Raw genomic sequence first — 26,576 nt, forward strand, 5'->3', positions numbered from 1 at the left:
AACGTCTGGGGCGACCAAGGTGCCGTACTTGAACGACGCATGCAAGATGATTTATCTAAACTGTCTATTTAAGCCTTCTATCTAAACGGTCTATCAAAACTATCTTAACAACGAAGTACTTGTGGACACACTAACTAACCAGGTCAGATCAAGCCAGTAGCTCGATGGTAGTCAAGCCCTGCGACAAACGCAAGCCTTTGCAATTGACAATAGATAAAGGTCACCGCAACCTTGGCACAGCCAACACGAAGGAAAGCTCATGCCCAAGGACATTTTGCTCCCCATTGACGCCTCTGCCGCTGAGGCAAACAGCGGCGCGCCGCAGCGATTCGCCGCCATTGACCTGGGCTCCAACAGCTTTCACCTACTGGTGGCCAACTACCAGCATGAACGCCTCCAGGTGGTGGCCCGCTTGGGTGAAAAAGTGCAGCTCGCCGCAGGCTTAGACGATGACGGCATGCTGAGCGAGGCGGCTATGCAGCGCGCGCTAGACTGCTTAGGACGCTTCGCGCCCTTTTTAAGCGATATTACCAACGCCAATTTGCGTATCGTGGGCACTAACGCGTTACGCGATGCGCATAATAGCCAAGCATTTATCGAACGCGCTGAGGCCCAATTAGGTCACGCCATCGAAATTATTGCTGGGCGCGAAGAGGCTCGGCTGATTTATTTGGGTGCCGCCCATGCCCTGGCCGAAAGTGGCCGTCGATTAATCGTCGACATTGGCGGCGGCTCGACTGAATTCATCATCGGCGAGGCGTTTGAGCCTAAGGCGCTGGAAAGCCTACGCATGGGCTGCGTCACGTTTTCCCGGCGCTTCTTCCCCGACGGTGAGTTGAACGAAAAGCGCATGCGCCGCGCCGAGCTGGCGGCCCTTTCGGAGCTTGCCAATATTCAGCGCCCCTACCAGCGCCTGGGCTGGGATGACCCGGTCGGCTCCAGCGGCACGATCAAGGCCGCCGCCAGCGTGCTTTATGCCTACGCCGATACGCCCCATGAAGGCGTTATTACCCGCGGCGGCTTAAAGAAGCTGCGCGAGCGTCTGCTCAAGTGCAAACAGCTGGAAAAAGTCGAGCTGGACGGCCTCAAAGCCGACCGCGCCAAGGTTTTCCCGGCGGGGATTGCCATTCTTGGAGCTATTTTTGAAGCCTTCGATTTAACCCAAATGCGCTTCGCCGACGGCGCACTGCGTGAAGGCGTGCTCTACGATATGGCCGGGCGTAATACCGCAGAAGACTCGCGCTCGAAAAGCCTGGAGTCGCTGCAGCGCACCTACGATGTCGATACGCGCCAGGGGCTTAATGTCGCCGACACCGCTGAGCGCTTATTCCATCAGGTACGCCACGCGTGGTCGCTCAACCCCGATCAAGCGCGCTATTTGCAGTGGGCTAGCCATGTGCATGAAATCGGCTTGGCGATTTCCCACAGCCAATTTCATCGCCACGGTGCGTACCTGCTGGAGCACTCCGATCTCGCTGGCTTCTCCCGTCCTGAACAGCGGCGGTTGGCGTTTCTGGTGCGCGCGCATCGACGCAAATTTCCGCTTAAAGAGTGGCAGGCTTTGCCCGACGCGCAACAGGAAGTGACGCAGAAGCTCGCCCGGCTGCTACGTTTAGCCGTACTGCTTAATCATTCGCGCCCTGAAACCGCTCCCTCGCTGCCGGAGATAAGCGCTGACAGCGATAGCCTGACCATCACGCTGCCTGCCAGTGATGAACCCACCCTGCTGAGTACCGACTTGGAGCAGGAGCAGGCGTTTATGGAAGCCGCCGGTTTCAAGCTTTTGATACAGCAGGGAAAGTCTGACGGATGAAGCGCGCCCCCTCGGCTTGCCATAGCAGCTTGCCAGGGGGAGCAATCACGCCAATACACGCTGATGCCTGCATGATCACCACCAGCCGTCCGCGCTCCCAGGGCGGTACCTCTGCCTCCTGAAGAAGTCGCTTTACATCGCGCCTACCCCGCGTTGGCAGTTGAATGACCTCGCCTCCCTGTCGCCAAGTGACCCTGAGCAGTTGAGACGACGCTTGGGATGGCGTTGGTAACGAAGATACTTGCCAGCCCAGCGGCCCGATGGGTGTTTCCAGGGGCGTTTGACCATCCCAACTAACCTCCCACGCCGGTAGCGGCTCAAGAGGCGCCATCAGATAGAGCCGCTGACGCCACAGGCGCGCCTGAGCGCCCTGCCACTCGACGCATACCTGGGCATCCACCTTCGCTGTTAATTGATCCAGCAGGCTCTCTAGGCGCTTTTGCGGCGGCGTCGGCAACCCTTGCTGCTGGCAAAGCGTACGCACCAAAAGCCGCTGACGGGGTCGCAAACGCGCGCTTAAAGCTGCGGCGTTCAAGTATTGGTTATCGACGCATTGGCCATCAATGGTAAGTAACGCTTGCAGCTCTTGCTGGGCATACTCACTCAGCAAGGTGTCGGCTTCGCTGGCATGTTGGGCGCTACTCGCCAAGGCCTCATCTGCCCCTGGCCAACGTTCGCGAAGCGTCGGCAGCACCCGGTGGCGCAGGCGGTTGCGATCAAGGCTGATATCCCTGTTGGTAGGGTCTTCGCACCAGCAGAGATCAAGTGACTGCGCGGCTTTCTCAAGCGCGGCCCGCCCTACCGTAAGCCACGGGCGCAGCAGCGTAATAGCGTGGGCATCACGCCGATAAGGCATACCCGCCAGGCCGCGTACGCCACTGCCGCGCAGGGCAGCAAGCAGGAAGGTTTCCGCCTGATCGTCCTGATGCTGGGCGAGCCAAAGCGTGTCACCGGCGGGAAGAGTGGCGAAGAAAGCCTCATAACGGGCATTGCGCGCCGCTCCTTCAATACCCTCGCCTTGCGTATCCACTACCACCTCGGCGACTGTGAGGGGAACGTTGGCACGCTCACAAAGCGCCCGACAGTGGGCTTCAAATGTCGATGCTGCCGCTTGCAGGCCATGATTGATATGAATGGCTCGCAGGGGGCGTTCTGCTTGTTCACAGACCTGTACGGCTAACGCGAGCAGCAAACAGGAGTCCAAACCGCCCGAGAGTGCCACCCAAATAGAGCGCCCCGGCGGGGTTTCCGCCAGGGCGTCATTAAGCAGGCCTTGAAGCGTACTACGCGGCTGAGGCGCCATAGCTCATCAAGCGCTTGTAGCGACGTTCAAGCAGCGCATCGGTATCCATCGCCTGCAAGCGCTCCAGGCTCGCGGTGAGCGCTTCCTTGACGCGCTCGGCGGTAGAGAGAGGATGGCGATGAGAGCCGCCTAACGGCTCTTTAATCAGCGAATCAACAAAACCCAGCTCCTTCAGGCGCTCGGCAGTGATCCCCATGGCCTGGGCGGCATCAGAAGCCTTGGTGGCACTTTTCCATAGAATCGAGGCGCAGCCTTCCGGTGAGATCACCGAGTAAGTGGAGTACTGCAACATCTGCAGCTCGTCACATACGCCAATGGCCAGCGCGCCGCCGGAGCCACCTTCGCCCACCACGGTCGAGATAATCGGCGTTTTCAGACGCGACATAACGGCCAGGTTATAGGCAATAGCCTCGGACTGGCCACGCTCTTCAGCATCGATACCGGGATAAGCACCGGGGGTATCGATAAACGTCAGAATCGGCATTTTAAAGCGTTCTGCCATTTCCATCAGGCGGCACGCTTTGCGGTAACCCTCGGGGCGGGGCATACCGAAATTGCGGCGAACTTTCTCTTTTACATCGCGGCCTTTTTGATGACCAATCACCATCACCGGCGACTCGTTCAAGCGTGCAATGCCACCCACCAACGCGGCATCATCGGCGAAGTTACGATCACCGTGCAGCTCGTCAAAGTCGGTGAAGATGTGTTCGAGATAGTCCAGCGTATAGGGGCGCTGGGGGTGCCGTGATAGTTGCGAAACCTGCCAGGGAGTCAAATCCTTGAAGATCGATTCCGTCAGCTTACGGCTTTTCTCTTCCAGCCGAGAGATCTCGTCGGAAAGGTTCACTTGGCTATCGGAACTGACTAGACGCAGCTCTTCAATTTTTGCCTGAAGTTCGGCAATCGGCTGTTCAAAATCGAGATAATTAGGATTCATCGGCGCTGCCTGTAAAAAAGAAGCCTGTTCAAAAACAAGAATGTAATAAAGCGCATTATCGCACCCTCACCCTGCCACGCAAGCTGGGCACCTGCTCTTTAACTTAGCGATAGCGTAGCTGTACACCTGCTTGGCCCTGTACATCCCGCAGCGCCAGCAGTAAATCGTCGCTCGGCGCGACTTTCCACTCATCGGCAAGTTCCAGCCAAGCGACCGCTGCCGGGTGGCGATACTGCAGCCGTACTGGAAGACCAGCTTCATCACGATACGGCGTCAGGCTGTCGCGCAGGGTTTCAATTAAGCGACCATTGATCTGACCCGCGTCCAGCGCCAGTTCCACGGCTTGGCCGTAGCGAATGCGCGCCGTCACCATGGGTGTCACGTCTTTACCACGCAGGCGCAGACCGCCGGAGAACTCATCGCTGGAAACCTCACCCTCAACGATCAACACTTGATCGGCCTCAATCTGACCGCGTAACTGCTCAAAAAGCTCCCCAAACAGCGAGGCTTCAATACGCCCGGTGCGGTCGTCAAGGGTAATAAACGCCATGGTGTCGCCGCGCTTGGATTTCATGGTGCGCACGCCGACCACCAGACCGGCGACACGCTGGGGATCGCGGGAGGGCTTTAAATCACTGATCCGGGTAGACACAAAGCGCTTTAATTCCCGCTCGTACTCGTCGATCGGGTGACCCGTTAGGTAAAGCCCCAGGGTGTCTTTCTCCCCAGAGAGGCGCTCGCGATCAGTCCACTCTCGGGCGTTGATATATTCGGCGTAAACGTTGCTATCGCTGTCGTCAGCTTCAACGAAGGCGTCACCGAACATATCCAGCATACCCAGGTTTTGATTGGTATGGTTCTGGGCGGCGGCTTTCAGCGCATCTTCCATGGCAGCGAATAGCACCGCGCGATTGGGACCGATGGTATCCAGAGCGCCGGAGCGAATCAGTGCTTCCAGGGTGCGCTTATTCATCCGTTTAGGGTCCATGCGACGACAGAAGTCGAAGATATCCTTAAACGGGCCGTCTGCCTCGCGAGCTTCAACAATGGCGCCAATCGGTCCTTCGCCCACGCCACGAATCGCACCCAGGCCGTAAACCACTCGGGCATCGGTATCGACGGTGAACTTGTAACCGCCCACGTTGACATCCGGCGGCGTCACGGTGAGCTTGAGGTTGCGGCACTCCTCAATCAGGGGTACCACTTTATCCAGGTTGTCCATTTCCGTGGACATCACCGCGGCCATAAAGGGCCCCGGATAGTGGGCTTTTAGCCACGCCGTTTGGTAGGAAACCAAGGCGTAGGCGGCCGAGTGCGACTTGTTGAAGCCGTAACCGGCGAATTTTTCCACCAGGTCAAAGATGTTACCGGCAAGATCTTTATCGATACCGTTGGCGGCGCAACCTTCCATAAAGCCATCGCGCTGCTTGGCCATCTCTTCGGGCTTTTTCTTACCCATGGCACGGCGTAGCATATCGGCCTGGCCAAGGCTGTAGCCCGCCATGACCTGAGCGATCTGCATGACCTGCTCTTGGTAGAGAATGATGCCATAGGTAGGTGCCAACACTGGTTTCAATAGCTCGTGCTGGTAATCCGGGTGTGGATAAGAGACTTCGGCCCGGCCGTGCTTACGGTTGATAAAGTCATCCACCATGCCCGACTGCAGCGGGCCGGGGCGGAACAGCGCCACCAGGGCGATCATATCGTCTAGTGAGTCAGGCAGCAGGCGCTTGATTAGCTCTTTCATGCCACGGGATTCGAGCTGAAACACCGCGGTGGTTTCAGCGCGTTTGAGCATCTCAAAGGTCGGCGCGTCGTCCAGCGGGATGCTGTCGATATTGAGCGGCCCCTGGCCATTGACGCTGCGCACCTTATCGACCATCTCCAGCGCCCAGTCGATAATCGTCAGCGTGCGTAGACCCAGAAAGTCAAACTTAACCAGCCCGGCCTCTTCGATATCGTTTTTATCGAATTGCACCACCAAGCCTGAACCGTCCTCGTCGCATAACAGCGGCGAGAAGTCCGTCAGTTTGGTCGGCGCAATGACCACACCGCCTGCGTGCTTACCTGTGCCCCGCGTGGTGCCCTCCAGCTTGAGGGCCATCTCCCAAATCTCTTCGGCCTCTTCGTCGTTGCCGATAAACTCTTTGAGCGCCGGTTCCTGCTCAATGGCCTTGGCCAGGGTCATACCCACTTCAAAGGGGATCAGCTTGGAGAGCTTATCCCCCAGCGAGTAGGGCCGCCCCTGAGCGCGTGCAACATCACGCACCACGGCCTTGGCGGCCATGGTGCCAAACGTCACGATCTGAGATACCGCATTGCGTCCGTAACGCTCGGCCACGTACTCAATTACCTTATCGCGTTTCTCCATACAGAAATCGACGTCAAAGTCGGGCATGGAGACACGTTCCGGGTTCAGGAAGCGCTCGAAGAGAAGGTCATAGCCGATCGGGTCAAGGTCGGTGATCTTTTGCGCATAAGCCACCAGCGAGCCAGCACCTGAGCCGCGTCCAGGGCCTACAGGAACGCTGTTATCTTTTGCCCACTGGATAAAGTCCATTACGATCAAGAAGTAGCCAGGAAAACCCATCTGGATAATAACGTTAAGCTCAAACTCCAGCCGATCGCGGTAGCGCTGGTCGATCGCCTTGTATTCATCGCTGTCGCGGGGATAGCGTTCAGCAGGGAAGAGAAAATCGAGTCGATCCGTCAGGCCATCGTGAGAGACCTTGCGGAAGAACTCATCCTGGGTCATATCCTCAGGAATTCCGAATTCGGGTAGGAAAATCTCGCCCAGACGCACGTCCACGCTGCAGCGCTCGGCAATCATCACGCTGTTTTCCAGCGCTTCGGGGATGTCGGCAAACAGCGCCGCCATCTCGTCGGGGCTTTTTAGGTACTGCTCTTCGGTGTAGCGGCGCTCGCGACGTGGATCGTCAAGTGCCTTGCCTTCACCAATGGCAACGCGGGTTTCGTGGGCCCAAAAATCTTCGCGCTCTAAAAAGCGTACGTCGTTGGTCGCCACCACCGGCGTGCCGGTTTCAATCGCTAGCTTGACGCTGGCGTGAACACAAGCCTCTTCCAGCGGGCGCCCGGTGCGCACCAGCTCTAGGTAAAAGCGATCAGGAAACGCGACCTGCCACTCTTCAAGCAGTTGCCGCGCTTCTCGTTCGTGGTCAGAGAGCAGATGGCGACCAATATCGCCCTCTCGCGCACCAGACAGCGCAATCAGCCCTTCACTCTGCTCCAGTACCCACTGCTTATCGAGAATGGCGCGCCCCTGGCGTTGACCATGCGTCCAGCCCTTCGAGATCAGCTCGGTCAGGTTGCGATAACCAACCTCATTCATGGCCAGCAGCGTTAACCGATAAGGGTGAGACTCGTCATGAGGGTTCTGCAGCCATAAGTCGCTGCCAATGATCGGTTTCAACCCCGCCCCCTGGGCGGCTTTGTAAAACTTGACCAGACCAAACAGGTTGGTTTCATCGGTCAAGGCCAGCGCTGGCATCGCCCGTTCAGCAGTCGTGCTGACCAGCGATTTGAGCTTAACCAGGCCGTCGACCAGTGAGTATTCACTGTGCAAACGTAAATGAACGAACGGGACCGTCATGAGACTCTCAGAAATACGCTAGATGAAGAAGAAATACGTTAAAGCAGCGCCAACTGACGCTGCACCGGCGCAAAGCTACGACGATGTTCGGCCAGTGGCCCGTGAGCTGCAAGCGCCGTCAGGTGCTCTTTGGTCGGGTAGCCTTTATGGCGCGCAAAACCATATTCAGGATAGCACTCATCCAAGGCAACCATTTGGGCATCCCGGGCAACCTTGGCCAGAATCGAGGCGGCGGCGATGGCCGCGTGGCGCGCATCGCCTTTCACCACGGCCTGCCCGGGCAGCAGATGCCCAGGTAATTTATTGCCATCCACAAGTAGATATTCCGCCGCCGGAGCCAGTGCATCAATGGCTCGACGCATGGCCAAGTGGGTGGCGTGGTAAATATTCAGCTCATCCACTTCGGCAGCGCTGGCTTCTGCCACGGCAAAGGCGAATGCCCGCTCGCGAATTTGGCTATCCAGCGCTTCACGCCTACTGGCAGTAAGCTTTTTAGAATCGGTAAGACCGTCAACCGGCTGAGCGGGGTCGAGAATTACCGCGGCGGCTACCACGCTGCCGATCAGCGGCCCACGTCCTACCTCATCCACTCCTGCCAGACGCTCACCACTGTAGGCAATTTCTAGCGGTTGAAAATCCTTGTGCTCAATCAACCAATGCGCTGTCACCCTATCTCTAACGGCCATCAACAGTCTCCAGTGGCTGACCTGCTGCTAGCTGGCTGATCGCCTCGGCGGCGCGCCGACTGGCGTTGCGCTGTAGCGTAGCGTGCATCTCGGCAAAACGTGCTTCCAACGCATGGCGGCTTGCCTCATCTGACAGCATGGCACTGAGCTGGTCGGCAATCGCCTCGGGTGAGGCGGCCTCTTGAATCAGTTCCGGCACCAGCGTCTCCTGAGCGATCAGATTGGGCAGCGACACCCACTGAGTTTTCACCATTCGCTTGGCTAGCCAATGCGTCATTGGTGCCATCTTGTACGCGACCAGCATAGAGCGATGACATAGCATCGCCTCCAACGCGGCAGTGCCCGAGGCCAGCAGAACGATGTCGCTAGCCACCATGGCTTCGCGAGCCTGACCATCCAAGAGCGTCGTGCGCTCGGTGAGCAGGGGATAGTGCGTCAGCAACATACTGATTTCACGGCGGCGGTCGGGCGTTGCTGCGGGGATAACGACCTGAAGCTCGGGCTGACGCTGACAGAGCTGCTCGGCAGCGGCAAGAAAGGTATCACCCAGGAAACGGACTTCATTGGCTCGGGAGCCGGGCAATAGCGCCAACACCGGGCGATCCAGGGCTAATGCTAGCTCTTGACGGGTGGCAGCGCGGTCATTTTGAAGCGGCATTTCGTCTGCCAGGGGATGCCCCACAAACGCCACAGGCACGCGATGCTCACGATAGAAAGCGGCTTCAAAAGGAAGCAAGGTCAGCATGCCATTTACCGACTTGGCGATACCTTTTACGCGCCCCTGGCGCCACGCCCATACCGAAGGACTCACATAGTGAGCGGTGGTAATACCCGCCTCACGGAGCTGGCGCTCCAGGCCTAAATTAAAGTCTGGTGCATCAATACCCAGCATAATGTCAGGCTGCCAGGCCAACGCTTCGGCTTTTAATGTACGCCGCACACGGATCAATTCGGGGAGGTGCTTTAGTACTTCGACCAGCCCCATCACAGCGAGAGTTTCTAGAGGAAAGCGGCTCTCCATGCCTTCAGACTGCATGCGCGGCCCACCGATGCCACGAAACTCGACGCCTGAGTAACGTGCTTTAAGTTCACGCATCAGGCCAGCACCAAGAATATCGCCGGAGAGCTCCCCGGCCACGATATAAACACGTTGCAGGGTCATAAGAGGTTCAGCATGGGTTAGCGGGTGATGCCGCGGGTCGAACGCTCAATAGAAGCGGCAAAATGCTCAACCTCGGGCATATCAAAGCGGCTGCGCATTTCGATAAGCGCCTGTTCCGTTGTTAAGCCTTGGCGATAGACCATTTTATAAGCAGTGGTGAGGGCACTGATCGCTTCGCGGCTAAAACCACGACGTTTCAAGCCCACTAAATTAAGACCGCGCGCTTCTGCCGGATTGCCGTTAATCATGATATACGCGGGCGTGTCTTTGGTGATAATCGAACCGCCTCCAGCCATCGCATGATCGCCAAAATGACAGAACTGATGTACAGCTGCCAAGCCACCGAGAATGATATGATTGCCTAAAGTGACGTGACCAGCCAGGGTCACCTGGTTAGCTAGAATACAGTCGTTGCCGATGACGCAGTCGTGACCAACATGCACATAAGCCATAAATAGATTACGTGACCCGATAGTCGTTTCGCTGCGATCCTGAACCGTGCCTCGATGCAGCGTCGCACCCTCGCGAATCACGTTATCGTCGCCCATCACTAGTCGCGTAGGTTCACCCGCATATTTTTTATCCTGACAGTCTTCACCTACCGAGGCGAACTGAAAAATACGCGTGCGCTCACCCAGCGTAGTAGGACCTTTAACTACCACATGGGGGCCAATCACCGAACCCGCACCGATAATAACGTCGGGCCCAATAATGCTAAAAGGTCCTACTTCAACGTCGTCTGCAAGCTGCGCCGTTGAGTCGACCAGGGCAGTAGGATGTATCAAGCCACTTTCCTCTCAGCACAAATTATTTCCGCTTCGCAGGCCAACTCACCATCAACCGTAGCGCGGCAGGCAAACTTCCAAATACCCCGTTTACCTTTAATAACATTCGCTTCTAACGTCAGTTGGTCACCTGGCATAACGGGACGCTTAAAGCGCACATTATCACTACCTACGAGATAGTATACATAGCCATCTGCCGGCAGTTTGTTAACGGTTTTGAAGCCTAGAATGCCGCAAACCTGAGCCAACGCCTCAAGCACTAAAACACCCGGCATAATGGGGTGATGCGGGAAATGACCATTGAAAAATGGCTCATTGATGCTGACATTCTTATACCCAACAATCGATTCGCCGATGGCTAGCTGCGTTACTCGATCCACCAATAAAAAAGGATAACGGTGGGGCAAGTATTCGCGAATTTCATTGATATCCATAACCATCGTAGCGACCTCTAAAATTACAAAAAACCTGGAACTCATGAAAAGAGTCAGGTAAACACCAGCACGCCTGCTGGTTAAAAGGCTGAGGATTATACCCCGCCGCTAACCAGTCTCAAGCCAGCAGCGGATAAATCATTCAGCGACGACTCACCACATAGACTAATCACGCTGCTTTTTTTCCAGTCTTGCTAAGCGCTTAGCAATGTCATCAAGCTGTTTAAAACGCACTGCATTTTTTCGCCACTGGGTATTGGCCATGGCGCCGGTACCGGAAGAGTAAACCCCTGGTTCATGGATTGAATTCGTGACCAAACTCATCCCTGTCACCTGAACCCCGTCGCAGATGGTCAGATGGCCTGACAAACCAACGCCACCCCCGAGCATACAGTGCTTTCCGACCTTGGTAGAGCCCGCAATACCTACACAGCCCGCTAAGGCACTGTGGTCGCCAATGATCACGTTATGAGCAATTTGTACCTGGCTATCGATTTTGACGTCATCGCCAATGACCGTATCACCCAGCGCGCCGCGATCAATGCTGGAACAACTTCCTACTTCCACATCATCACCGAGCACGACGCCGCCCAGCTGGGCAATTTTATGCCAGCCTGCGCCGTCGTGGGCAAAACCGAACCCATCACCGCCGATCACACAGCCGCTTTGCAAGATTCCCCGCTTGCCAATCACTACGCCATGACAGAGGGTGACGTTGGCGTGTAGCCGCGTTCCCTCGCCAATGATGCTGTCGGCGCCGACCACGCTGCCAGCCCCGATCACCACGCGATCACCCAGTACCACACCTGCTTCAATCACAGCATGGGCTTGAATGGAGACATCGGCACCTAGCTGAGCATCTTCCGCCACTACTGCCGTGGGATGTATTCCCATAATGTCGCGAGCAGGCAAGGGGTCAAACAGCTGCGATAGTTTGGCGTAGCCTAAATAAGGGTTATCAATCTCAAGGCGCGGTACAGGGCAGTGCTTGCCATGTTCAGGGTGCAGAAGCACCGCCGCCGCTTTAGTCGTCGCCAAATCTTTTAAATAGGCGCGATTAGCTAAGAAAGCCACTTGATCAGGCTGAGCTTCTTTTAGCGTTGCCAGACCACGTATCGGCTGCTGTGCATTGCCGCTAAAGGCAACACCCAAATGGCGCGCAATGTCGGCGAGGGTAAGGTGGTGAGAAGCGTGCGTCATGGGAACCCAGGGAGCATTGGTGTGGCTAAGCCACACCGCTCATCGTTTAAAGTTAGTTCAAGGTATTAAATATCTGGGTGACTTCATCCGTCACATTAGGCAAGTCTACCCCTGAATGCAGCACACCCTGAGGTTCGACCAGTACGTCAATACCATGGCGCTCTAACACTTGCGCAACAGCCTGCTCCAGCTTCGACTCAGCGTCTTCCAAGAACTGCTGCTCAGAGCGCTGCTGAGCTTGCATAACTTCCTGTCGAAGCTGCTCAAAGCGGCCGCCTTTTTGCTGCAGTTCACTTATCAATGACTCGCGCTGAGACTGCGCCATAGTATCGCCTTCGTTTTGAAGACGCTGCTGTAGCTCATTACCCAAGTTCTGCGCTTCACGCTGTTGATTACCAATTTGCCCTTCCAGGCTATTGAGGGACGCCTGTGCAGACTGGGTATTCATCAACGCTGCCCGCCAGTCCAGTACCGCCACTTCTGCCGCATGAGCAGGCAAAATCATCGCGCCTAACAGGCAGACAACCGCTGTCAGTCTACGCATTGTGTTAACTCCTTAGGTCACGCTAGCGCGCACCACCATGGTGCGCGATCTAGCAAAATTAGAACGTTTGGCCGAGTGAAAACTGGAAGAACTGGGTATCGTCACCGCTCTCATCATTCAATGGCTGAGCGATACTAAATGTTAGCGGCCCAACCGGTGTCAACCAGGCAAGTCCGACACCCGCGCTGTAGCGCAAATCGCCCAAGTCCACCCCAGAACTACACTGTTGCCGACCTGCGTCCTCATCCAGCACATCGTAACAAGAGCTTAAGAAGGTATTACCGCCATCAATGAACAGCGATGTTTGCAGCGCACGCTGATCTTCAATAAATGGCAGCGGGAAAATAATTTCAGCGCTACCTTCGATGGAAACGTTGCCGCCTAAGGTGCGATCACGGCCACCTTCATTAGCAGGCGTAGTGCGCTGCCCAAGTGTATTAGAGGTGTAACCACGAACCGAGCCTAACCCGCCCGCGTAGAAGTTTTCATAGAACGGGAACGGATCGTTACCACCCAACGTATCGGCATAGCCAACGTTACCGGTAAATTTGAATGCGAAGGACTCGTCATTATTGATCGGGAAAAACTGCTGAGCACGGGCACGCAGCTTGTAGTACTCCGCATCGCTACCCGGCACACCCGTTTCCACTGACAAACGCTGGTAATTGCCCGCTGTCGGCATAATCCCACGGTTAAGGTTATTACGCGTCCAGCTTGCCGTTAGCTTGAGACTTTGGTCATCTTCACCTTGATCTTCTACATAGCGGCGAATTTCTGAAGCAGTATCGAAATAAGTCTTAACCGTTAGGTCTTCAATGCTGGCGCCGAAGTTAAGCCGTGAAAGCTCGCTAACGGGGTAACCAAAGTTGATACCAGCACCGTAAGCATCGGTTGAGAATGTCGATATATCCGAATCGGCATAGTCGGTTTCGCGATAGAACAAATTGTAACCGCGCGAGATCCCGTCCAACGTCCAGTAGGGATCGGTGAACCCGAAGTTAACGCTAGTAAACGTATCACTGCGCTGAGCACCTACATTGACGCGATTGCCTGTACCGAGGAAGTTATTCTGCGATAGGCCTACGCCGTAAATAACACCCGCGCTCTGGGAGAAACCGACGCTTGCAGAGACTGAGCCAGAAGGCTGCTCTTCCACGTTATAAGTGACGTCGAGCAAGTCCGGCTCACCAGGGACAGGCTGAGTATCCACCTCTACTTGGCTAAAGAAGCCCAAACGCTCAAGACGCTGACGCGATTGTGTAATGGCTTCGGTGGAAGCAGGTGCGCCTTCCAACTGCGTCATTTCACGGCGTAGCACTTCATCTTGAGTCGTGGTATTACCAAAGAACTCAATACGGCGCACATAGGCACGCTCACCGGGATTGACGGCAATGACCAGATCCACCGTTTCACCATCATCTGACATTTCAGGCACGCCCTGGATATCAGCAAAAGCGAAACCTTCAGCACCTAAACGCTGACGTAAGGCTTCCGTGGACGCATTGACATCGCCGCGGGAGAAAATCTCACCTTCTTCGACGGTCAGCAGTTGGCGGGCTTCATTTTCGCTGATCTGTAGATCACCTGCGAAACGAATATTACCAACGCGATACTGGGTACCTTCATCAACGTTTAAGGTGATAAAGATTTCGGATTTTTCCGGACCAATCGACACTTGAGTGGATGTCACATCAAAGTTGACGTAGCCACGATCCAGGTAGAACGAACGCAGCCGTTCAATATCACCGGATAGCGCTTCACGGGAGTATTCATCGCTAGAGAACCAGCCAAAAAAACGCCCCGGTCGATCCTCTAACTCAAACACTTCGCGTAGCGTCTCGTCGTCAAAGGCTTCGTTGCCGACAATATTGATTTGTCGAATTTTGGCGACTTCGCCTTCGTTGATATTGATATTGACCTGAACGCGGCCTTCATCGACTTCTTCAACTTCGGTATCAATACTGGCGCTATAACGACCTTGAGCCTGGTAGACACCTTCCAATTCGCGCTGAATCTCTTCCAGCGTGGAAAGCTCAAGTACTTGGCCTTCCGAAAGCCCCGATTGGCGCAACCCGTCGCGCAAGTCTTCTTCGGATATTTGATCGTTACCGCTGATGTCCAGCCGAGCAATGGTGGGTCGTTCGACCACCTGAATAACGAGCACATCCCCCTCACGGGCCAGTGAGACATCATCGAATAGCCCGGTGGCAAACAGGTCACGGGCAGCGGCAGCCAACTGCGCTTCGCTGACACGCTCATTGGCGCTCACCGGGAATGCATTGAAGACCGAGGCGGCGGATACCCGCTGCAGTCCTTCCACTCGAATGTCAGAAACATCAAAGGATTGTGCTTGGGCGCCGCTGGCGCCTGCCAGCAAGAGTGCCGCCATTCCAAGGGTCTTGATTTTCATGCAGTCAATTCGCTCGCGTTGGTCTGCCGTTCATTCCAGAAAGGCACCATATACATTTGTGCAGGCAGATGACAAGGCATCCTGTGCGCTACACGCGTCATTACCACAGGCGCATCAGATCAAAATAGAGGGCCATCAACATCAGGGTGCCGACCATGGCAAGCCCAATGCGCAATCCTACCGCTTGAGTTTTTTCAGATACTGGCCGCCCACGTACGATCTCCATAAAATAATAAAGCAAGTGGCCACCATCGAGCACCGGGATAGGCAATAAGTTAAGCACCCCAAGGCTGATAGAAAGATACGCTAGAAAACCGATAAACGCTTCCATCCCAGCACGAGCCGAATCGCCAGAGATCTGAGCAATGGTGATGGGCCCCGAGAGATTGGAAGGTGAAATAAGCCCCACCAACATCTTTCGAATGGCGTCAACGGTGAGTAACGTCATCTCACCGGTACGTGATAACGCTTGGCCTACCGCTTCGATAGGACCATAGCGAATCTCACGCTGAAACGCTGCTGGCCACTCAACTTGCTGAGCACCGGCACCGATATACCCAATTTCGACCCCAGTATCCAGGCTGTTACGCCCTGGGGTTAAATCAACAGTTGCCCGTTCGCCGTCGCGCTCGTAGGTGAGCTCCAGCGTTTTGTTTGGATTACCACGCACAATATTAACAAAGTGCATCCAATCATCTACTGGCTCGCCGTTAATGGCGACCATTGTGTCGCCCGCCATGAGGCCGGCTTGTTCCGCTGCCTCACCACTGACCACTTGGCCTAAAACTGCCGGAAACTCCGGCTGCCAAGGGGTAATGCCCAGTGTTTGCAGCGGCTGTGGCGGATCTTGGCGAACCAAAAAATCGGTAACAGGTAATTCAAAGCGCTGTATGTCAGTGGCACCTTCAGAACGTGCGTCGATATCCAGCTCACCACTGAAGCCAATAATAGACACTAGCTTCAGATTCACATCTTCCCAAGAGCGCATTTCGTCGCCCTGAATGGCGATAATCTCATCGCCGTTGGCAAGCCCGGCCTCGGCGGCTGGTGAGTCAGGCACGATGCTGCCGACCATCGGCGAGACCACGGTGGTTCCCGCGACAAACAGCGCCCAGTAGGCAACAATCGCCAGCAAGAAATTAGCGATCGGCCCCGCGGCCACAATAGCAATGCGCTGCCAGACTGTCTTGCGATTAAATGCCTGGTCGAGCTGGTCTTCCGGTACCGGTGCCTCGCGCTCATCGAGCATTTTGACATAGCCGCCCAGCGGAATCGCGGCTATCGCATATTCCGTGCCTTGACGGTCAACACGTGACCATAGTGGCTTGCCAAAGCCTACCGAAAAACGCAGCACTTTGACGCCACAGCGTCTCGCCACCCAAAAGTGGCCAAACTCGTGAAAGGTTACCAACAGGCCCAGCACTACAATGACCGCTAAAATATTCTGTATCAGGCCCACACTGCACTCCTTAACGACCCGCGTTACGACCAGCCCAGCGAATGCTTAAGCGGACCACCTTGTTACCAGCTCCAACGCCTGCTGTCGTGCCCATCGATCGGTTGCTAAAACACTTTCAAGGCTATCGACCCGGCCTTCATAGGGGCGCGATAAGACCTCGGCCACCAGCTGTCCAATCGCCGTAAAACTGAGCTGACGCTGTAGAAAAGCATCAACCGCTATTTCATTAGCCGCATTCAGTACTACCGGCGCCATACCGCCCTGCTGCATTGCTTCACGGGCGAGCCCCAAACAAGGGAAACGGACTTCATCGGGGGCTTCAAAATCTAGCCGCGCCACCTGAAAAAGATCCAATGTTTCGACCCCAGCGTCAATACGTTCAGGCCACGCTAACCCATAGGCGATGGGTGTGCGCATATCGGGATTACCTAGCTGCGCAATCACCGAGCCATCATGATACGCCGCCATGGAGTGAATCACGCTTTGTGGGTGCACCACCACCTGGATCTGCTCAGGCGTCGCATCAAACAGCCAGCAGGCTTCAATGAGCTCCAGCCCTTTGTTCATCAGCGTGGCGCTATCAACGGAGATTTTACGCCCCATTGACCAGTTTGGATGAGCGCAGGCTTGCTCGGGGGTGACGTTATTAATATCAGCCTGGCTCCAGGTACGAAAGGGCCCGCCGGAGGCCGTTAGCAGCAATTGGCTAATGCCGTGGCGCGCCAAGCCACCGCGATGTTCTGCTGGTAGACACTGGTAAATGGCGTTATGTTCGGAATCAATCGGTAACAGCGTCGCACCTGAACGCGAAACAGCGTCCATAAACAGTGCGCCGCTCATCACCAGTGCCTCTTTATTGGCCAGCAACACGCGCTTGCCCGCTTCGGCGGCGGCCAGTGCAGGCAGCAAGCCTGCTGCACCCACGATAGCCGCCATCACGCAATCTACACTAGCGTCACGAGCAACCTCACACAGCGCCTCTGGCCCTGCGTTCACCTCGGTTGGCAGACCCGCACGTTTGAGCTCTTGGCGTAGCCAAGCAGCATCGGCCTCATCATCCAACACGGTCACTGCGGGACGGTGCGTTAAACACTGGGCTAACAGGGACTCTTTTGAAGTATGCGCGGTAAGCGCATGAACGCTATAGCGGTCGGGATGGCGACCGATTACATCCAGCGTGCTAGTGCCGATGGATCCTGTCGATCCAAGCACCGTCACACGCTGCGTAGGTGGTTTAGTTTGCGGATGCTGCCGTTGGCTCATAGCGGCTGCCCCTGAACCAGCATCGGCATAAGCACTTCAAGATAAAACAGCGCAAATAGCGGAATCGCCGCGGTCAGGCTATCGATGCGATCCAGCACCCCGCCGTGGCCTGGCAGCAGCTGGCTTGAATCTTTGATATTGCGGTGACGTTTGAGCATGCTCTCCAGCAGATCCCCAAGCACAGAGGTCAATGTAACGACTGCTGTCACGAGGATAAGCGTGAGGCTACTGGCCATACCCAGTGATAGCCACACGGCAAACACAACGGCCAGAATAGCCGTTGCTGCTAAGCCGCCGTACACGCCCTCCCAGGATTTACCAGGACTGACGCGAGGTGCCAGTTTGCGCTTACCCCAGTTGCGGCCCACAAAATAGGCGCCGATATCAGCACACCACACCAGCAACAGCACAAACAACAGCCACGCCATACCGCTCTCACGCAGCACGTTAAAACCGACCCAGCAAGGCAATAGCACCCAAAGGCCCATTGCCAGTCGTCGCGAGGTAGCTTGCCACTGCCGGCCAGCGGCAGGGTAGCGAGTTACCCAGTAAAGATTGATTAACCAACCTGCAGCGGCCAGCCAAAGCGGCCATGCCGATGTTGCGGCATCTATTAGCCACATCATCAGCATTAACGCTGCCATACCGGCCACTAGTTGAGCACGCTGCGCTGTGCGGGTGAGGCCAGCTAAATTGGCCCACTCCCAGGTGCCAAGTAGCACAATCAGCGCCGTAAACAGCGCAAAGGCGCCACCGTCCAATCCAAACAGGCCAGCCAACACCAGCGGTGCTAGCCAGGCTGCGGTGATAATCCGCTGTTTAAGCACCTTGCGCCTCTATTTGTTCGTCCGTCATGCCAAAGCGACGACGGCGCTGACAGAAGTCGTTTAATGCCGCATCAAACGCATCAGCACCGAAATCAGGCCATAGCAGCGGTGAAAAATGCAGCTCGGCATAGGCCATTTGCCAAAGCATAAAATTAGATAGCCGCTGCTCACCGCTGGTGCGAATACACAGATCAATGGCCGGCACATCATCAACCCCCATCGCTTTATCAAAGCAAACTTCGTCAATATCCGACGGTGCCAAATCGCCTGCCGCGACTTGCTCGGCCAGGGCGCGCGCCGCGCGGGCGATGTCCCATTGGCCACCATAGTTGGCAGCAATCACCAAGTGCATGCCCGTATTCTGTGCGGTTAACGCTTCAGCGCGCTGAATATGCTTTTGTATCGCATGGGAGAAACCGCGCTGTTCGCCAATAATCGAGAGGCGAACATTGCGCTCGTTGAGCTTTTTGACTTCACGCTTGAGCGCCATCAAAAACAGCTCCATCAACGCATTAACTTCTGCGGCAGGGCGCTTCCAATTTTCGCTGGAGAAGGCAAATAGACTCAGCGTTTTCACCTCGCGCTCGGCGGCCCGCTGTATCACTGCACGAACCGTTTCGACACCCGCGCGGTGCCCACGGACGCCTGAAAGTCCACGCGCGCGCGCCCAGCGATTATTACCATCCATAATGATAGCAACGTGTGACGGCGGCGCCTCCTCGGCCTGAGGAAGCGCAACGGTATCGTCCGGCTGTTCTTCAGGAAGCTGCGGTGACGTCATGGTTTCTCGCACCAAAGATCAGTCATAAAAAAACCAGCCAGAGTGTGGCAAAACGGGCAGCATAGGCTGCCCGTGGTTGCATAAATCACAGGTTTATACCTGCATTAAATCCTGCTCTTTAGCGACCAGCGCTTTATCAATCTCAGCGATATACTTGTCGGTCAACTTTTGGATGGCGTCTTCGCCTTCACGCTGATCGTCTTCGGTAATGTCTTTATCTTTCAATAACGACTTGAAATCACCGTTAGCATCACGACGTACATTGCGCACCGCAACGCGAGCATTTTCGGCTTCGCTACGTGCTTGTTTAATGTAACCTTTGCGGGTTTCTTCGGTTAGCATCGGCATCGGCACCCGAATCACCGTACCGGCGCTGGCCGGGTTCAAGCCAAGGTCGGAGGTCATGATGGCCTTTTCAATTTTCGGCACCATGCCCTGCTCCCACGGCACAATACTCAGCGTGCGAGCATCTTCAACGTTAACCGACGCCACTTGGCTAAGCGGCACCTGGCTGCCGTAATACTCCACCGTAACGGCGTCTAAAATACTCGGGTGAGCACGGCCGGTACGAATCTTGTTGAAGTTACTATGCAGCGCCTCAACGCTTTTTTTCATGCGCGATTCGGCATCTTTCTTAATATCGTTAATCACGTCATTACCCTCTGTATATCAGCGTGCCTTCCTTGCCCCCTACTACCATATTCAGTAGAGCACCAGGCTTATTCATATCAAATACCCGCACCGGCATATTATGGTCACGTACCAGGCAGATTGCGGTCAAATCCATCACGCCCAACTTTTGATCCAGGGCGTCATCGTAAGAGAGCTGGTCATACTTCACAGCATCTGGGTGTTTTACCGGGTCTTTATTGTAGACGCCATCCACTTTGGTCGCTTTGATGACCACATCTGCGTCCACTTCAATGCCGCGTAAACAGGCCGCCGAATCGGTGGTGAAGAAGGGGTTACCCGTCCCTGCAGAGAACAACACCACGTCCCCTGAGGTTAAATAACGAATGGCGGTTCGGCGGTCATAATGTTCTACCACACCACTCATCGGGATAGCCGACATCACCCGCGAACGGATATTGGAGCGCTCTAAAGCGTCGCGCATCGCCAACGCGTTCATCACGGTGGCTAACATACCCATATGGTCGCCGGTGACACGATCCATGCCAGCTTCATTGAGCGCCGCGCCGCGGAACAAGTTGCCGCCGCCAATCACGATACCCACCTGCACGCCAATGCCGACTAGCTGACCAATTTCCAGCGCCATTCGGTCAAGCACCTTAGGGTCAATACCAAAATCGTGTTCACCCATTAACGCTTCACCAGAAAGCTTGAGCAAAATACGCTTGTATTTTGACTTCGAACTCTCAGCTTTGCCTTTGCTGGGTGCTACGTGGGGGGTAGGTTCTTCAACATCACGTGACATGGCATCTCTCCTGAGGCAGACCTGAACACAGGCAGGCGGGGCAGCCCCTATGTATAAAACTGACAACATATAAAACCGATAAAAAAAGAGCCGGTTATACTAGCATCAATTATACAGAGGCCGGATACGCGAAGGCGTGCGCTCGCGCGCACGCCATCTTCTTTCTGAAACCTCTGACCTCAGCGACGGCCAGCCTGTTCCATAACTTCTTTAGCAAAGTCGACTTCTTCTTTCTCGATGCCTTCGCCAACTTCAAAGCGCGTGAAACCAACCACTTCGCCGCCCGCTGCTTTAACGAACTCAGCAACGGTCTGGTTCGGGTCTTTAACAAACGGCTGCTCGGTCAGGCTGTTTTCAGCCAGGTACTTTTTCAAGCGACCTTGAACCATTTTCTCAGCGATCTGCTCCGGCTTACCGGCCATATCTGGCTGCGCCAGAATAATCGCTTTTTCCTGATCTAGCTGCTCTTGCGGCATGTCGGCAGGATGGGCAACCGCAGGATTGATCGCAGCTACGTGCATCGCAACGTCTTTAGCGACTTGCGAAGTGCCACCAGTCAGCACGGTTAGAACGCCAATGCGGCCACCGTGGACGTATTCACCCACTAAGCCACCGTCAGCAGCGTTAACAACGACGGCACGACGCACGCCAATGTTTTCACCGATTTTCTGAACCAACTGCTCGCGTGCTGTTTCAAGCTCGCCCGCCATGACGGCTGCAACATCTTCGCTTTTCGCAGTAAAGAAAGCACCGGCGATCTTGTCGGCAAACGCGATGAAATTGTCATCACGAGCAACAAAGTCAGTCTCGGAGTTGATTTCGACCATTACGCCGTAGCTACCATCTTCCGCTACACGCGTTACCACAACACCTTCGGCGGCGATGCGGTCGGCTTTCTTAGCCGCTTTTAGGCCTGAGCTTTTGCGCAGGTTTTCAATCGCAACTTCGATATCACCGTCGGTTTCGGTGAGTGCTTTTTTACACTCCATCATGCCGAGACCGGTACGTTCGCGAAGTTCCTTGACCTGAGAGGCGCTGATAGCTGCCATGAGAATTCACCTCTGAAATGGTTCTATGAGAGTTAAACGCAACACAGAGTATAGGCATGATAAATGACCATCATATATCACACTGCCCTATGTCTCTCTGAATTGCGGGGCCGGTAATGAGTGCCGGCAAATTCGTCCGCTCAGACAGTTCATCTGTCGCGGGAAAAAGGGGGCATAGCCCCCTTTTATCTTGATGCGGCACACCTGCTTACCGCACCCACTGCTGCGATTACTCGGCGGCAGTGTTGTCTTCAGCTGCAGCGGCCTCTTCGGTCACTTCAACAAACTCTTGTGCGTTGCCTTCTTTGGCACGACCACACGCATCCGCAATCGCTTTAACGTAGATCTGGATAGCGCGGATGGAGTCATCGTTGCCTGGGATTACGTAATCAACGCCATCGGGGTTGGAGTTAGTATCCACCACGCCGATAACCGGGATACCCAGTTTGTTGGCTTCGTTGATCGCGATGCGCTCGTGGTCAACGTCGATAACGAACAGTGCGTCCGGCAGGCCGCCCATGTTCTTGATACCGCCGATAGAACGCTCAAGCTTTTCTTGCTCGCGAGTTGCTACCAGGACTTCTTTCTTGGTCAGTTTCTCGAACGTGCCGTCTTCGCGCATGGTTTCAAGATCGCGCAGACGCTTAATCGACTGACGGATGGTCTTGAAGTTAGTCAACATGCCGCCCAACCAGCGATGGTTGACGAAGTGCTGACCGGCACGGTTCGCTTCTTCTTTAATTACCTTGCTAGCGCTGCGCTTGGTGCCAACAAACAAAATTTTGTTGTTGGATGCCGCCATCTTCTCGACCACATCGATCGCTTCATTCAGCGCAGGAAGAGTGTGCTCAAGGTTGATGATGTGAATCTTGTTGCGCGCGCCGAAGATAAACTTGCTCATCTTCGGGTTCCAGTACTTGGTCTGGTGACCAAAGTGAGCGCCTGCTTTCAGCAGGTCACGCATATTAACGTGAGACATGGTAAAACTCCTCAAACTCGGGTTAGGCCTCCACGCACCCCATGGATCCGACCGTTGACCGCGTTAAACGCTGCCAGCGGCACCCGGGACCATGTGCCGGTGCATGTGTGTTTTTAAGGCTTGATGTTTTTAGTGATCAAACAAGCAGTTGCTCTTTAATGAGCATGCTGCGGATTCATCGCCCTACCCTACTGCCGCCTTTCCCAGCTAAGAAGCTTGGAATCACGATTGCAGGAAAGCGCGCGGCTTTATACCATAGATCATTGCCAAGATGAAGTCGCACCCCGTTTGACGGTCTTAAATTGCGCCATTCAATTTTTCCATTCTGAATCCATATCGAGTATTCATGAACGTTCCTATCAAGACGCCTTCTGAAATCGAACACATGCGCGAAGCCGGGCGCCAAGCGGCTAGCGTTATCGAAATGATCACCCCTCATGTCCAGGCAGGGGTCAGCACGGGGGAAATCGACCGTCTTTGTCACGACTATATCGTTAACGAACTGGGGTCGGCCCCGGCACCGCTGAACTACCACGGTTTTCCCAAGGCAACCTGCACCTCTATTAACCATGTGGTGTGCCATGGCATTCCCGATGACGCCAAGAAGCTCAAGAACGGCGACATCATGAACCTGGACATCACCGTCAAGACCAAGGATGGCTACCACGGCGACTCCAGCGTGATGTTCGTGGTGGGCGAGACTATCCAGGGCGAACGGCTGTGCCGCATCACCCAGGAGTGCCTGTATAAGAGCATTGAACTGGTGAAGCCTGGCGTACGTCTTTCCGAACTGGCTCGAGTGATTCAAAAGCATGCCGAAGAGCACGGCTACTCGGTGGTGCGCGACTTCTGCGGACACGGTATCGGCGCTGATTTCCATGAGGAGCCGCAGTTTTTGCACTACGACGGCTACGCGCCGGACGCCGATATCAAGCTTGCTGCCGGCATGTGCTTCACCATCGAACCGATGATTAATGTCGGTGACTATAAAACCAAGGTACTGCGCGATGGCTGGACCGCCGTCACTAAGGATCGCAGCCTCTCCGCCCAGTGGGAACACACGCTGCTGGTCACTGAATCTGGTGTTGAAGTGCTGACCGCGCGTCGCGACGAAGACTTCAGTTTTTTGACCAACTGATGCTTCTTCACCACTACCGGTTTGAACCGGACACCTCGCTTTACGATTTAGACCTGTTTCGCACCGAGCTTGCAGGTTCTCGCTCCCCGGTCGCCCCGTTCAAGGCCGCGCTGCGTGAACTACAAGCACGCTTCGATGACCAGTTTCGCGCCGGAGCGGATATTCGCGATCTCGTTCGTGGTCGCGCCTGGTACCTAGATCAGCTATTGGCCATTGCCTGGTCGCAACACGAGTGGCCCGATGACGGCATCGCGTTGGTCGCAGTCGGCGGTTATGGTCGGGGCGAACTGCACCCGCACTCCGACATTGATCTGCTGCTGTTGCTGGAGCAGGACGACGACACCGCTTATCGTGAACCGCTTACCGCCTTTATCACGTTTTTGTGGGATATTGGCCTGGAGATTGGTCACAGCGTGCGCTCGCTCAACGATTGCGAACGGGAAGCCGAAGCGGACGTGACCGTGATTACCAACCTGCTTGAATCACGTTTGATCGCGGGACCGGAGGCATTGCGTGAGGCGATGCGTGAGCGCCTCAGCGCCGAGCACATTTGGCCCGCCGACCGCTTCTTTGAGGCCAAGTGGCAGGAGCAGATTGCTCGTCACTACCGCTACAACAACTCCGAATACCACCTGGAGCCCAACCTCAAAAGCTCCCCCGGTGGGTTGCGCGATATTCAGATGATCGGCTGGGTAGCCAAACGCCACTTTGGCACCGAACAGTACACCGACATCGTCGCTAACGGCTTTATGAATGACGCCGAACTGCGCATTTTGAGCCAGGGACAGGCGTTTTTATGGCAAGTGCGCTACGCCCTGCATATGCTCACCGACCGCGCCGAAGACCGCCTGCTATTTGACCATCAGCGCACCATTGCCGAGATGTTTGGTTTCCGCGATACGCCTGAACGCCTCGCGGTTGAGCAGTTTATGAAGCGCTACTACCGCCATGTCACCGCGCTAGCGGGCCTTAACGATATGCTGCTGCAGCATTTTGACGAAGTCATCCTGCGCGGCAAAGAGGCACTGACCACCGTTAAATTGAACGAGCGCTTTGAAACTAAGGGCGGTTATATTCAAGTACGCTCGCGTAACCTGTTCCGCGAGCGACCGGCAGCGATGCTGGAGCTGTTTCTGTTGATGGCCAAGCACCCCGAAATTGAAGGGGTTCGCGCCGATACCATCCGACTGATTCGTGATCATCGCCACCAGATTGACGACCACTACCGGGAAGACCCGCGCCACCAGCGGCTGTTTATGGCCATTATGCGCGCCCCTGGCAACGTACCGCGCCAGCTTCGCCGCATGAACCGCTACGGCATTTTGGGCAAGTACCTGCCCGAATTTGGCCGCGCCGTGGGGTTGATGCAGCACGACCTGTTTCATATCTATACCGTCGATGCCCACACTTTGCGGCTGCTCAAGTTTCTGCACGGCTTCCGTAAGCCGGAAGCGAAAGGCGACTTCCCCGTGGCGGCAGCGCTGATGCAGCAGCTTCCCAAGCTGGATCTACTGTGGATTGCCGGGCTATTTCACGATATCGGCAAGGGCCGTGGCGGCGACCACTCGGAAATTGGTGCCCGGGACGTTGAACAGTTCTGCCAGCGGCATCACGTCTCGCCTCACGATACGAACTTGGTCAGCTGGCTGGTGGAGCACCACCTGCTGATGTCGATGACCGCGCAAAAGCGCGATATTAGCGACCCCGATGTGATTCGCGATTTTGCCCTGGTGGTGCGTAATGAAACCCGCCTGGATTACCTGTATGTGCTCACCGTTGCCGATATCAACGCGACCAATCCAACGCTGTGGAACGGCTGGCGGGCGACACTGCTACGCCAGCTGCATGCTGAGACCAAGCGTGCTCTGCGCCGCGGCCTAAACAACCCACCTGACAGAGATGACTGGGTACGCGAAACGCGCACCGAGGCGCGCTCGCTACTGCAAACTATTGGCGTTAACCGGGCACAAATCGACCAGCTTTGGGAATCCCTCGGGGAGGACTACTTTCTCCAGTATGCGCCTAGCGAAATTGTCTGGCAGACCCAAGGCATCCTGAACCACAACCAGTCGCCGCTGCCGCTGGTGTTGATCAGCGCGCCCACCGCCGACATGGCCGAAGGCGGCACCAAGGTGTTTATCCATACCCGTTCGGTGGATGATCTGTTCGCCGCCACTGCCGCCGCCATGGAGCAGCTGGGGCTATCGATCCACGACGCACGCATCGCCACTTCCCACAACGACTGGACGCTGAACACTTTTATTGTGCTCGACAGCCATGGCCAACCGATTCGCGACCCTGCGCACATCGAAGAAATGCGCCAACACTTAGTTGAAGAGCTTGATGACCCCGATGACTATCCAGATATCGTCACGCGCCACACGCCGCGCCAGCTCAAGCATTTCAAGGTACCCACGGAAGTACTGATTGAGCAGGACCCGGCCAATGAGCGCACCATGCTGGAACTAACGGCCCCCGACCGCCCCGGCCTGCTGGCTCGCGTGGGTCGAATCTTTATGGAGCAGGATATTTCCCTTTCAGCGGCAAAAATTGCCACTCTCGGCGAGCGGGTGGAAGACGTCTTCTTCATTACCACCAAGGCTGGCGAACCGCTGACCGACCCTGAACGACAACAGCAGCTACGCGAGCGGCTGATTGAAGTGTTAGGGGTTTGACAAATTACACTCTAACTTTCTCAACTATTGCTGGCATAAGGCAGAAGCGCTATTTTTAATGGCAAATAACTGTCTAAAAATACAGC

Annotated in this window: 21 protein-coding genes; 3 read left to right on the top strand and 18 right to left on the bottom strand. The window is 55.5% G+C overall.

From position 1 onward, the window contains the following. Nucleotides 1-259: 259 nt before the first annotated feature. Nucleotides 260-1,813, top strand: a complete 1,554-nt coding sequence (ppx, locus tag CXF87_RS16530; RefSeq protein WP_101147399.1) for an exopolyphosphatase — start codon at nucleotides 260-262, stop codon at nucleotides 1,811-1,813. On the opposite strand, the gene tilS is transcribed toward ppx, so the two are convergent. From tilS to rpsB, 18 genes are all read right to left on the bottom strand, one after another. Beyond that, nucleotides 1,776-3,116 carry a tRNA lysidine(34) synthetase TilS gene (tilS, locus tag CXF87_RS16535; protein ID WP_101147400.1) on the bottom strand — a complete coding sequence of 447 codons (1,341 nt, stop codon included), beginning with the start codon at nucleotides 3,114-3,116 and terminating at the stop codon, nucleotides 1,776-1,778. The two genes, ppx and tilS, sit on opposite strands and share 38 nt — an antisense overlap. Then, nucleotides 3,097-4,053, bottom strand: a complete 957-nt coding sequence (gene accA, locus CXF87_RS16540; RefSeq protein ID WP_101147401.1) for an acetyl-CoA carboxylase carboxyl transferase subunit alpha — start codon at nucleotides 4,051-4,053, stop codon at nucleotides 3,097-3,099. The genes tilS and accA overlap by 20 nt, the downstream gene beginning before the upstream one ends. 103 nt (nucleotides 4,054-4,156) lie before the next feature. Further along, nucleotides 4,157-7,663 carry a DNA polymerase III subunit alpha gene (gene dnaE, locus CXF87_RS16545; RefSeq protein ID WP_101147402.1) on the bottom strand — a complete coding sequence of 1,169 codons (3,507 nt, stop codon included), beginning with the start codon at nucleotides 7,661-7,663 and terminating at the stop codon, nucleotides 4,157-4,159. Nucleotides 7,664-7,701: 38 nt separating this feature from the next. Further along, nucleotides 7,702-8,349, bottom strand: a complete 648-nt coding sequence (gene rnhB, locus CXF87_RS16550) for a ribonuclease HII (protein ID WP_101147403.1) — start codon at nucleotides 8,347-8,349, stop codon at nucleotides 7,702-7,704. Continuing rightward, nucleotides 8,339-9,511, bottom strand: coding sequence for a lipid-A-disaccharide synthase (gene lpxB / locus CXF87_RS16555; protein ID WP_101147404.1), 1,173 nt, complete (start codon nucleotides 9,509-9,511; stop codon nucleotides 8,339-8,341). The genes rnhB and lpxB overlap by 11 nt, the downstream gene beginning before the upstream one ends. 17 nt (nucleotides 9,512-9,528) lie before the next feature. Next, on the bottom strand, nucleotides 9,529-10,296 hold the full coding sequence (gene lpxA, locus CXF87_RS16560; protein WP_101147405.1) for an acyl-ACP--UDP-N-acetylglucosamine O-acyltransferase: 768 nt from the start codon (nucleotides 10,294-10,296) through the stop codon (nucleotides 9,529-9,531). Beyond that, nucleotides 10,293-10,736 carry a 3-hydroxyacyl-ACP dehydratase FabZ gene (fabZ, locus tag CXF87_RS16565; protein WP_101147406.1) on the bottom strand — a complete coding sequence of 148 codons (444 nt, stop codon included), beginning with the start codon at nucleotides 10,734-10,736 and terminating at the stop codon, nucleotides 10,293-10,295. Before fabZ ends, lpxA begins: the two co-directional genes overlap by 4 nt. 159 nt (nucleotides 10,737-10,895) lie before the next feature. Next, a complete protein-coding gene (gene lpxD / locus CXF87_RS16570; protein WP_101147440.1) occupies nucleotides 10,896-11,930 on the bottom strand; it encodes a UDP-3-O-(3-hydroxymyristoyl)glucosamine N-acyltransferase in 1,035 nt (344 codons plus the stop codon). A gap of 52 nt (nucleotides 11,931-11,982) precedes the next feature. Further along, nucleotides 11,983-12,474 (bottom strand): OmpH family outer membrane protein, encoded by a 492-nt coding sequence (locus CXF87_RS16575; RefSeq protein ID WP_101147407.1) that lies wholly within the window; start codon nucleotides 12,472-12,474, stop codon nucleotides 11,983-11,985. Between the two features lie 58 nt (nucleotides 12,475-12,532). Then, nucleotides 12,533-14,884, bottom strand: a complete 2,352-nt coding sequence (gene bamA / locus CXF87_RS16580) for an outer membrane protein assembly factor BamA (RefSeq protein WP_442906376.1) — start codon at nucleotides 14,882-14,884, stop codon at nucleotides 12,533-12,535. A gap of 100 nt (nucleotides 14,885-14,984) precedes the next feature. Further along, the gene (gene rseP / locus CXF87_RS16585; RefSeq protein WP_101147408.1) at nucleotides 14,985-16,343 is read right to left on the bottom strand and encodes an RIP metalloprotease RseP; all 1,359 of its coding nucleotides are present in this window, start codon (nucleotides 16,341-16,343) and stop codon (nucleotides 14,985-14,987) included. 45 nt (nucleotides 16,344-16,388) lie between these two features. Next, nucleotides 16,389-17,606: a 1-deoxy-D-xylulose-5-phosphate reductoisomerase gene (gene ispC / locus CXF87_RS16590; RefSeq protein WP_101147409.1), complete on the bottom strand. Its 1,218-nt coding sequence runs from the start codon at nucleotides 17,604-17,606 to the stop codon at nucleotides 16,389-16,391. Beyond that, on the bottom strand, nucleotides 17,603-18,433 hold the full coding sequence (locus CXF87_RS16595) for a phosphatidate cytidylyltransferase (protein WP_101147410.1): 831 nt from the start codon (nucleotides 18,431-18,433) through the stop codon (nucleotides 17,603-17,605). Before CXF87_RS16595 ends, ispC begins: the two co-directional genes overlap by 4 nt. Continuing rightward, a complete protein-coding gene (uppS, locus tag CXF87_RS16600; protein ID WP_101147411.1) occupies nucleotides 18,426-19,214 on the bottom strand; it encodes a polyprenyl diphosphate synthase in 789 nt (262 codons plus the stop codon). The genes CXF87_RS16595 and uppS overlap by 8 nt, the downstream gene beginning before the upstream one ends. Before the next feature lie 93 nt (nucleotides 19,215-19,307). Continuing rightward, nucleotides 19,308-19,865 (bottom strand): ribosome recycling factor, encoded by a 558-nt coding sequence (gene frr / locus CXF87_RS16605; protein ID WP_101147412.1) that lies wholly within the window; start codon nucleotides 19,863-19,865, stop codon nucleotides 19,308-19,310. A 4-nt stretch (nucleotides 19,866-19,869) separates the two neighbouring features. Continuing rightward, a complete protein-coding gene (gene pyrH / locus CXF87_RS16610) occupies nucleotides 19,870-20,649 on the bottom strand; it encodes a UMP kinase (RefSeq protein WP_008959877.1) in 780 nt (259 codons plus the stop codon). Nucleotides 20,650-20,828: 179 nt separating this feature from the next. Next, complete coding sequence (gene tsf, locus CXF87_RS16615; RefSeq protein ID WP_101147413.1) at nucleotides 20,829-21,698, bottom strand: translation elongation factor Ts; 870 nt, start codon at nucleotides 21,696-21,698, stop codon at nucleotides 20,829-20,831. A gap of 229 nt (nucleotides 21,699-21,927) precedes the next feature. Continuing rightward, nucleotides 21,928-22,677 carry a 30S ribosomal protein S2 gene (gene rpsB, locus CXF87_RS16620; RefSeq protein ID WP_008959879.1) on the bottom strand — a complete coding sequence of 250 codons (750 nt, stop codon included), beginning with the start codon at nucleotides 22,675-22,677 and terminating at the stop codon, nucleotides 21,928-21,930. Between the two features lie 346 nt (nucleotides 22,678-23,023). Here rpsB and map point away from each other — a divergent pair, with 346 nt between their 5' ends. Both map and CXF87_RS16630 read left to right on the top strand, forming a co-directional pair. Further along, nucleotides 23,024-23,815, top strand: a complete 792-nt coding sequence (gene map, locus CXF87_RS16625; protein ID WP_101147414.1) for a type I methionyl aminopeptidase — start codon at nucleotides 23,024-23,026, stop codon at nucleotides 23,813-23,815. Further along, entirely contained in the window at nucleotides 23,815-26,490 is a 2,676-nt protein-coding gene (locus CXF87_RS16630) for a [protein-PII] uridylyltransferase (protein WP_101147415.1), read from the top strand. Before map ends, CXF87_RS16630 begins: the two co-directional genes overlap by 1 nt. Nucleotides 26,491-26,576: the final 86 nt, after the last annotated feature.

This window comes from Halomonas sp. MES3-P3E (assembly GCF_002836035.1).
GTDB lineage: Bacteria > Pseudomonadota > Gammaproteobacteria > Pseudomonadales > Halomonadaceae > Vreelandella > Vreelandella arctica.

Coding starts and splice junctions, on each gene's coding strand:
- ppx (WP_101147399.1), top strand. CDS start 260: ATGCCCAAGGACATTTTGCTCCCCATTGACGCCTCTGCCGCTGAGGCA.
- tilS (WP_101147400.1), bottom strand. CDS start 3,116: ATGGCGCCTCAGCCGCGTAGTACGCTTCAAGGCCTGCTTAATGACGCC.
- accA (WP_101147401.1), bottom strand. CDS start 4,053: ATGAATCCTAATTATCTCGATTTTGAACAGCCGATTGCCGAACTTCAG.
- dnaE (WP_101147402.1), bottom strand. CDS start 7,663: ATGACGGTCCCGTTCGTTCATTTACGTTTGCACAGTGAATACTCACTG.
- rnhB (WP_101147403.1), bottom strand. CDS start 8,349: ATGGCCGTTAGAGATAGGGTGACAGCGCATTGGTTGATTGAGCACAAG.
- lpxB (WP_101147404.1), bottom strand. CDS start 9,511: ATGACCCTGCAACGTGTTTATATCGTGGCCGGGGAGCTCTCCGGCGAT.
- fabZ (WP_101147406.1), bottom strand. CDS start 10,736: ATGGTTATGGATATCAATGAAATTCGCGAATACTTGCCCCACCGTTAT.
- lpxD (WP_101147440.1), bottom strand. CDS start 11,930: ATGACGCACGCTTCTCACCACCTTACCCTCGCCGACATTGCGCGCCAT.
- CXF87_RS16575 (WP_101147407.1), bottom strand. CDS start 12,474: ATGCGTAGACTGACAGCGGTTGTCTGCCTGTTAGGCGCGATGATTTTG.
- bamA (WP_442906376.1), bottom strand. CDS start 14,884: ATGAAAATCAAGACCCTTGGAATGGCGGCACTCTTGCTGGCAGGCGCC.
- ispC (WP_101147409.1), bottom strand. CDS start 17,606: ATGAGCCAACGGCAGCATCCGCAAACTAAACCACCTACGCAGCGTGTG.
- uppS (WP_101147411.1), bottom strand. CDS start 19,214: ATGACGTCACCGCAGCTTCCTGAAGAACAGCCGGACGATACCGTTGCG.
- pyrH (WP_008959877.1), bottom strand. CDS start 20,649: ATGTCACGTGATGTTGAAGAACCTACCCCCCACGTAGCACCCAGCAAA.
- tsf (WP_101147413.1), bottom strand. CDS start 21,698: ATGGCAGCTATCAGCGCCTCTCAGGTCAAGGAACTTCGCGAACGTACC.
- rpsB (WP_008959879.1), bottom strand. CDS start 22,677: ATGTCTCACGTTAATATGCGTGACCTGCTGAAAGCAGGCGCTCACTTT.
- map (WP_101147414.1), top strand. CDS start 23,024: ATGAACGTTCCTATCAAGACGCCTTCTGAAATCGAACACATGCGCGAA.
- CXF87_RS16630 (WP_101147415.1), top strand. CDS start 23,815: ATGCTTCTTCACCACTACCGGTTTGAACCGGACACCTCGCTTTACGAT.